This window comes from Peribacillus sp. NPDC096540 (genome assembly GCF_050278525.1).
Lineage (GTDB): Bacteria > Bacillota > Bacilli > Bacillales > DSM-1321 > Peribacillus.
The window spans coordinates 1-8,248 of sequence record NZ_JBNNTG010000076.1; the positions used below are offsets into that span (position 1 = coordinate 1).

7 protein-coding genes are annotated in these 8,248 nt (G+C 37.0%); 3 read left to right on the plus strand and 4 right to left on the minus strand.

Translation table 11 applies throughout. The annotated features are described in order from the left end of the window. The first annotated feature begins 357 nt into the window (after positions 1 to 357). Positions 358 to 630, plus strand: coding sequence for a hypothetical protein (locus ACQKMR_RS27740; RefSeq protein ID WP_427700142.1), 273 nt, complete (start codon positions 358 to 360; stop codon positions 628 to 630). 247 nt (positions 631 to 877) lie between these two features. Here the strand turns inward: ACQKMR_RS27740 and ACQKMR_RS27745 are convergent, their stop codons facing one another. Beyond that, the gene (locus tag ACQKMR_RS27745) at positions 878 to 2,185 is read right to left on the minus strand and encodes an MFS transporter (RefSeq protein WP_427700143.1); all 1,308 of its coding nucleotides are present in this window, start codon (positions 2,183 to 2,185) and stop codon (positions 878 to 880) included. 111 nt (positions 2,186 to 2,296) lie between these two features. Continuing rightward, the gene (locus ACQKMR_RS27750; RefSeq protein ID WP_427700144.1) at positions 2,297 to 3,871 is read right to left on the minus strand and encodes an AMP-binding protein; all 1,575 of its coding nucleotides are present in this window, start codon (positions 3,869 to 3,871) and stop codon (positions 2,297 to 2,299) included. 443 nt (positions 3,872 to 4,314) lie between these two features. Here ACQKMR_RS27750 and ACQKMR_RS27755 point away from each other — a divergent pair, with 443 nt between their 5' ends. Further along, on the plus strand, positions 4,315 to 4,923 hold the full coding sequence (locus tag ACQKMR_RS27755) for a TetR/AcrR family transcriptional regulator (protein WP_427700145.1): 609 nt from the start codon (positions 4,315 to 4,317) through the stop codon (positions 4,921 to 4,923). 171 nt (positions 4,924 to 5,094) lie between these two features. Here the strand turns inward: ACQKMR_RS27755 and ACQKMR_RS27760 are convergent, their stop codons facing one another. Together ACQKMR_RS27760 and ACQKMR_RS27765 are read right to left on the minus strand one after the other, a co-directional pair. Then, positions 5,095 to 6,636 (minus strand): SPFH domain-containing protein, encoded by a 1,542-nt coding sequence (locus ACQKMR_RS27760; protein ID WP_427700146.1) that lies wholly within the window; start codon positions 6,634 to 6,636, stop codon positions 5,095 to 5,097. Positions 6,637 to 6,657: 21 nt separating this feature from the next. Further along, positions 6,658 to 7,176 (minus strand): hypothetical protein, encoded by a 519-nt coding sequence (locus tag ACQKMR_RS27765; RefSeq protein WP_427700147.1) that lies wholly within the window; start codon positions 7,174 to 7,176, stop codon positions 6,658 to 6,660. 357 nt (positions 7,177 to 7,533) lie between these two features. Between ACQKMR_RS27765 and ACQKMR_RS27770 the strand changes: the two genes are divergently transcribed. Then, positions 7,534 to 8,103 (plus strand): biotin transporter BioY, encoded by a 570-nt coding sequence (locus ACQKMR_RS27770; RefSeq protein ID WP_427700148.1) that lies wholly within the window; start codon positions 7,534 to 7,536, stop codon positions 8,101 to 8,103. Positions 8,104 to 8,248 lie beyond the last annotated feature (145 nt).

Genomic DNA, 8,248 nt, shown 5'->3' on the forward strand with positions numbered 1-8,248 from the left:
AGCGCGTCCAAGGGAGACCCCACAGGCGCAAAGGCGCCGAGGAGGCTCCCGGACCGCCCGCGGAAAGCGAGTGCCCTACGTTCCAATCAACGTTCAAATTTTTAAAACCCTCAAAAAAACTGTAGACAAACTCGATTTTCATCGAGTTTGTCTACAGTCTGGCAGCACATCCTTTTATAATGGATGTGCTGTTTTTCATTCCCTCAGTTCCCCCACCATACAGTTGCTTTATTTTATCCACGTATAGAAGATAAAAAACAATCTTCAATAATTATTTATCAATAGTAATCTTTTCCTTTTAGCACTGAATAATATTAAGAAGTAAAAGGTATATTGTTAAGAAAGGAGTGAGTTAAATTGGATAAGATTTCAGTAAAAAATGCTTTTGAGGATACAGGCTATCTTTTTTTATATGATAAATTCAGTTATCAATTTTATGTAACCGGAATATTTGATTTAGTGGATCAACAAGCTATTATTGTTGACTTTTTAAATTCCTATAGCTTTGATGATAAATGTTCACTCTTTTTTGACGATTTTTCCTTTTTCTTTAATTGTTTTCATTATTCCTATCAAAAACAGAAGTGGTCAACTTTCCTAAAACCCGAATATGATGAACATATTTGCTAAAATCAAAAAATACTGGGTTATAGACCCAGCCATTTAATTTACATTTTAAAAAAAGGATATGGATGGTAGTAAAGATAAGGTAATCTGTAGCCGCCAAAAACAGGACCAACTAATGTGCCCGCAGGAAAAACTCCCAACAGTTCGCTTACATAAGGACCTCCAAAACCAAAGCTGAAGGCCCGAGGTACGAAAATAATGATTGTTAAAGAAATTGACATTATAGCTCTTACCGGTATTCAGCTAATAATTAAATTTGAAATGAATTATCTTTTTTTACCTTTTCTATATTTTCTTCATATTGTGATACATTTTTAGTGTTAGGAACAAACAGGCTTAATACCAAAGAAAGTGTAAGCCCTCCCATCATGAATCCTCCAAATACCCAAGGCGATGGGCCAAATGCATCTACCATTGTTGTCCATAGCATTGGACCAAAACCTACTATAGCTGCGGCCATTTGATAACCGAATGATAGCCCAGTATATCGAACTTTAGCTGGAAAGAGTTCAGAGAACAATGTTCCTTGTGTAGCAAAGATAGCCGCCCAGATAATACCGAGCATGGCAGCTTGCATATAGTACAACCAAGTCGCTCCATGTTCAATCATGATAAAGTAAGGAATTGCAAGAAGAAACATAAGTACTAATCCACTAATATAGATAACTTTCCTACCGATGAAGTCAGAAATGTACCCAACCACTGGAATTGTAATAATCATCGTAGCACAGCCAATAGTTAGAGCCGTTAAGGCTATTTCGTTTGAATAACCCAAATAGGTAGTAGTATAGACAAGCACAAATGACATTAGAAATACATTGAAAAACCCATCTCCAATTTTAAGCCCAATCACATGAAAAAGGCTTTTACGATGATTGCGGAATGTTTCTACAATAGGTACTTTCGCAATTTCTCCACTTTTCTTCTGCTGTTGGAAAGCCGATGTTTCATCAATTCCCCCTCTGATCCAAAGCGCCAAAACGATTAGAACAGCACTAAAAAGGAAAGGAATCCGCCAACCCCAGGCTAAAAACTGAGCATCGGTAGTCAAGTAGGCTATAAGCGTAAGACTGAAAGAACCCGCTACCAAACCTAATGGAACCCCTAATTGTGGAACAGAACCGTAAAGTCCGCGACGACCTTTCGGTGCGGATTCGGTCGCCAAAAGGACTGCTCCTCCCCATTCTCCTCCTAAGGATATTCCCTGAATAAGCCTTAGGACAACCAATAATATAGGCGCTAGCAGGCCAACTTGATTATAAGTAGGGAGTAAACCAATAAGAAATGAACTACCTCCCATACCGATGAGAGTACACATTAGAGTAGCTTTTCGTCCTATTCTATCTCCAAAGTGTCCAAAAATAATACTTCCTATTGGTCTCGCAGCATAACCTATCCCAAAGGTGGCAAATGCAAGAAGAAGGGCAATTGATGGATCTTGACCTGAAAAAAAGAGAGTTGAAAATACTAAGCCCGTAGCGGTACCGTACAAGTAAAAGTCATACCATTCAATAACTGAACCGGAAAGACTTGCCAATAAAACTCGATTTTTATTCATATAGAACATCCCCTTTTGATAGAACTCTGTCATTTTTCAAATAACATTGTCCCAATTCTATTAATTTATAAAAACTATTGGTATTTGAGTTTCGTTATTATTAACAAATCTTTAGGAATGAGCTTTAAATTTTTGATTATGTATTTGTCGTAAGATGTGTTTCTGCACTTTTCCCACTGGGGTTCTGGGAAATTCATCAACAAATTCTATTGTATCAGGGACTTTAAATTTGGCTAAGCGTTTGCGACAGTAAAGAATAAGTTCATCTTCTGTGATATCGGAATTTTTATGTAAAATAACATATGCCTTAATAGCTTCGTCGCGCAGCTCATCAGGAATGCTGATTACAGCAGCCTCATAAACCCCTTCATAATCTGCCAGAGCACTTTCAACCTCATTTGCCGCAACATTTTCACCTGCCCGTTTAATCATATCTTTAATTCGATCAACAAAATAAAAGTAACCATCATCCCCGATTCTGCCATTATCGCCTGTGTACAACCAACCATCTCTTAATGTTTCTTTCGTTGCCTCTAAATTTTTATAATACCCCTTCATTAATGATCGACCCGGAATCCCTTTAACTACGATTTGACCTGATTGTCCATTTTGTACTTCATTTCCTATTTCATCGACTATTTTTACTTCATAACCTATGGTAGGCTTTCCAATACTTTTATTATTGCGAATCCCATCTAATGGATTCATTAGTGGTACTCCCACAGTTTCAGTCATTCCATACATCTGTAGTAAAGAGACATTATACTTCCCTTCAAAATCCTTTAATTGTTCTTCCGAAACCGACTGAGCAAACCAGATAACTCTTAAAGAATGATTATTATCAGTTTGATCGAATTTCTGTGCAAGAATCATTCTTATAGGTGCAGCGAATAAGGAACCTACCGTTGCACCTAAGCTTTTGGCTTGTTTGAAATAACGCGAAGCACTAAATCGTTCGGTTATTGCAATACTGCCCCCTACTACTAGAGCAGACATTGTAGAATAATACTGTGCATTTCCATGAAACAGTGGAAGAACGATTAATTGCCTATCATTCGGAGCTAAGCGAATTGATTTTGACATAACTTCCCCTGTGAATAAATAGTTCGCGTGAGTAATCTGAACTCCCTTTGGTTTTGATGTCGTTCCTGATGTATAAAGTAACGCAGCCACATCCTCGGAATCTACATAAATATCCGGTAAATCAGATTTAGCTTTTGCTATTAAGTGCTTTAAGTTTTTATCCACATATTTCTCACTTTCATATCGAGCTAGCAATATTTCCTGTAAATATGGTAGACTTTCACGTGTGTTTGTAAATTTGTCTAAATATTTCTCTTCCGTAATGAGAAGTATTGATTCCGAATGATTCAGTAGATATTCCATTTCATCTTTAGTAGCTAAAATGTTGGTTGGAACCATAATAGCTCCGATATTAGCCAATGCAAACCACGAAGTCATAAACTCTAGACAGTTTGGGAGGTGCAATGTGACATGTTTACCTTTCGTTACACCTAAATCAATAAATACATTACTCAAACGATTTACTATATCAGCAAATTCACCATAAGTTAATTCAAATCTCTGCTGTTCTATATCTTCAAAAAGTAGAAACGTTTTATCTTGGTGCTTAGCTGCTTGCTCGATTAATAACTCTTTCAAAGTTCTATTTCCGACAATATCCACAGCATTTTCCCCCTTTTAATTTCAGCATGTTTGCCACACCCAAATAAAACGCTTACATTTCTCAACAAAGAAAACAAAATAGAGACTACATTCACAAACTACAGTCTTCGATTTTTATTATAAATAAACATCCAATCTCAGTCAATTAATTTTCAGAATATTTATAATTCTATTATAATTATGATAATTTGGTAATTCCATGCTTTATAGCATCAAGCTATTTAGAAATAAATAAAGAACATCTCCTCAAATCCTGTATAATTAACCTTATTAAAAAACGATCAACAGACTCTAGTGATGCCCTAATCCTAATGAATAGCGCCTGATAGATGTATAAACAAGTTGTTATTCATAATAATCGCCTAAATAAAATAAGGTTTATAGTTATGAGAAGTTCTACGAATGGCAATTTTTAAACCACTTTTTAAAAAGGAGAGATTTAAATGGCACATTCTACCCCAAGACAAATTAAATCCCAACAAACTAAAAAGAAAATTTCGGAAGTAGCACTGGATCTTTTTAGCAAGAAAGGATTCAATCAGGTTACTGTTGATGAAATCGTAAGTGTTAGCAATACATCAAAAGGTGCGTTTTATGTGCATTTTAAATCTAAGTATGAAATCTTCATTGAAAAGTTTAAAGAAATTGATGACTTTTATGCCTCTTTCACTAAAACAATACCTAAAGACCTTAGCTGTAGTGAGAAAATTCTTCTCTTAACCAAATCTCAAATGTATTTTTTGAGAGATGACTTGGGGAAGGATTTGATGAGAACAGTTTACATTAGTGCATTGATTCCAAATCAACCTAATTCTCTATCAGACACAGATAGAACGCTATACAGAATCGTTCATTCATTTGTTCAAGAAGGACAAGATGTAGGAGAATTTAGAAAAGAGATTCCATCTGAAGAAATTACTATGTTGATCACACGTTGCATGAGAGGAACACTTTATGATTGGCTTATATTTGGAGGCAATTTTGATCTTGTAGAAGAAATTCAAAAATTTATTCGTACCATTTTAGTTGAGAACATATCGACAAAATATTAGAAATATGACACTTATTTTTAACGTGTCATATTTTTACTAGCCTATTAAAAGCTAAATAAAACCACAGAAGCCTCCAAATCTTTTAGAAATATAGAAAGTGCGCATAGACATCCTAACACGACTCCACAAAAAAAAGGTAAGAGCATAATAATGCTCTTACCTTTTTCAACTTCACTTTGCTACTTCTTCTTTCCCTGCCGCCATATTCATATTCGTTTCAGCATTCTCTTGATTGATTGTGGTCGGGAACAAATTACGCTTACCAGAGAAATTCTCAAGTAAGTCTTTGACATCAATGCCTGAAGAAGCCTTTAATGACTCCTGCAGTGTTGCCATTAAATTCGTTGCATACCCAGTCACTTTATTCGCACCGCCATTCGCACCACTTCCACCCGTATCCACTACGGTAATTTTGTCGATATTACTAAGTGGACCTGCTACTTGTTTAGCATATTCCGGCAGCATTTTCAAAATCATATCCATCACGGCCGCTTGACCAAACTGTTCAAAGGCTTCAGCTATCTTCTCCTTAGCTTCCGCTTCTGCCACCCCTTTTAACCGGATAATTTCTGCTTCCGACGTACCTTGTGCCCTTTGTGCATCCGCTTTTGCAAGTCCATCCATTCTGACACGTTCTGCTTCTGCTTTCGCCATAGCTTCAATTTTATATTTATCGGCATCCGCTTCTGTAATCTGTTTCATCTTATTAGCAGAGGCTGCCTGCTCTACCGCATAGCGGTCAGCATCCGCCTTTTTCTTCACCTCAGAATCATATTGCTTTTCTCGGCGGAGAATTTCTTTTTCTTCAAGCTCGATTTGCTTTTGCCGCTCGATGATTCTGATTTGCATTTCCTGTTCCGTAACTTCCTGTTTTGACCTTGCAGTTTCAAGGTCATAAGCTTGGTCAGCACGGGCTTTGGCAATATCTTGCTCGCGGCGGAACTCTGCGACCTTTAGTTTGTTAATCTTCTCCGCTTCCGCTATTTCTGTTGCCCGTTCGAGTTCAGCACGCTGGGCTTCCTTTGAGGCTTCAGCACGCTTGATTCGCGTTTCTTTCTCTGCATCCGCGGTAGCAATATCAGCATCTCTCTTAACTTGTGCAATTCTTGGTTTACCAAGGGATTCAAGATATCCATTTTTATCTCGGACATCTTTAATTGTGAACGATACGATGATAAGTCCCATTTTCGCCAAATCTTGTGAAGCCACCCTCTGTACTTCCTGGGAAAACTTTTCGCGATTTTTATAAATCTCCTCGACTGTCATCGAGCCAAGAATGGAACGAAGATGTCCCTCAAGTACCTCACGTGCTTCCTGTTCACGATCATCCTTGGATTTTCCAAGAAATTGCTCTGCCGCAGTGGCAATATCAGTGATTGAACCACCAATTTTTATAATTGATACTCCATCAGCCATGACCGGAACACCCTGCTCTGTGTACACTTCGGGAGTAGAGACTTCAAGTTTGCTTGACAGCAAGCTCAATGGCTCTGCTTGCTGGAACACTGGTAAAACGAATGCCCCTCCACCACGGACAATCTTAATTTTATTCCCTGATTCATCGATATGAACATTTTTGCTACCTAAGTAGCTTCCAGTTACGATCAATGCTTCATCAGGACCAGCCGTACGGTATTTAGTAACAAAGACAGCAATAAGTGCAATAAGTAAAAAAGCAACAATAGCAACAACAACCCAAATTAAACTAAACATAAACTACCTCCGAACCTTTTATTAATTTTGATGAGGCATCACATAAACAACCCCATTTTTGACTTCAATGATTAAGACTTTAGTATCTGATGCAATTCCTTCATTTTTAAAACTGGCAGCGGTCTTCGCAATGCTACCACTAATACTCTCAATTAAGACTTCGCCAAACCCGTCAACTGGGATGGATGTCAGCACCCTTCCAACCCTTCCTCTCAGGTCATTATCATGAAATGCTAAACTTTCCTCTGCTGATGAAATGGGAATCAAAACAAATACATTCAATAAGGTGACAGTGGACAATGAAATAAGCAAGGAAATCGCCGCAATCACTCCACTATTAAGACCTGTAACCGATTCAAATAAAAAACCACTTGCAAAAAATACTGTTAAAAAACTAAAAATGAGAGTTGGATTAAATTGGTCCGGTAATTCTATTCCGGAAAATATATCATTAAATAAAATAAATAAAAAAGTTAGTACACCGGAAATAATTAATCCATATAAATAAATTGTTTCTAATGGAACCCCAAATAACTCCATCTCGTTCATCCTTTAAATTGGATTTTTTTCCCCAATACCTAAACAGCTGAAGTAAACTTCTAACTGATTAGTTTATGCGTTGTTCTAACCTATATATGCAAAAAAAGTATTGTTATATTCCCCCTTTAAATACTTTCCCTACCAATATATACGAATTAAAGCTTTAAAGGTTTCATTTTTTTATCATTCTCTTTTAAAACCAGACAAACCTTCTCAGTACATTTTAATACTTGATCTATTAAAAACAGCTTTATAAAAAGAAAAATTCAAAATATTATTGACAGCGTTTACTTATCATATTAAAATTCTTATATGTTAACTTAACTAACAGATGAGTTTACAATAGGAGGCAACATTATGAAGGAAAGTCATGAAAAATTAAGAATGATGATGGTTACAGCCTTATTTGCAGCACTAATAGGAATATTCGCCCAAATTACTATCCCACTGCCTTTGGTTCCGATTACTGGTCAGACTCTGGCCATTGGACTGGCGGCTACTATACTTGGTTCACGTTATGGAACCTCTTCAGTTTTATTGTACTTGTTTATTGGGGCTGCCGGTGTACCGGTATTTGCTGAAATGTCTGGAGGACTTGCAAAAATATTCGGTCCAACTGGCGGTTACTTATTATCCTATATTCCAACTGTATATATTACCGGTCTGATTTTAGAAAAAACCCGTTTTACAGTTGTAATAGCTTTCCTTGCAAATATTATCGGGATGATTATTACCTTAATCATAGGGACTGTATGGCTAAAATATATGGCATCCTTAACTTGGCCAGCAGCCATTGCTAGTGGATTTGCTCCATTTGTAATTGTCGGTACCCTAAAAGCCTTCCTTGCCTCATGGCTTGGCATTACGATTCGTTCAAGGTTAGCATCTGCCAATATGCTACCTAAAAAAAATGCAACAATCTCCTAATATTTCTATCCAGGTAATCAGAAAAGAGGATACCACAAATGTGGTATCCTCAGAATGTAGACAAACTCGATGAAAATCGAGTTTGTCTACATTTTTTTTGAGGGTTTTGAAAATTCGAACGTTGATTTCCACTCCAGGCACTCGC

Bases quoted from the DNA above. Each gene is read 5' to 3' on its own strand.
- ACQKMR_RS27760 (WP_427700146.1), bottom strand. From the start codon at position 6,636: ATGTTTAGTTTAATTTGGGTTGTTGTTGCTATTGTTGCTTTTTTACTT.
- ACQKMR_RS27755 (WP_427700145.1), top strand. From the start codon at position 4,315: ATGGCACATTCTACCCCAAGACAAATTAAATCCCAACAAACTAAAAAG.
- ACQKMR_RS27745 (WP_427700143.1), bottom strand. From the start codon at position 2,185: ATGAATAAAAATCGAGTTTTATTGGCAAGTCTTTCCGGTTCAGTTATT.
- ACQKMR_RS27770 (WP_427700148.1), top strand. From the start codon at position 7,534: ATGAAGGAAAGTCATGAAAAATTAAGAATGATGATGGTTACAGCCTTA.
- ACQKMR_RS27765 (WP_427700147.1), bottom strand. From the start codon at position 7,176: ATGGAGTTATTTGGGGTTCCATTAGAAACAATTTATTTATATGGATTA.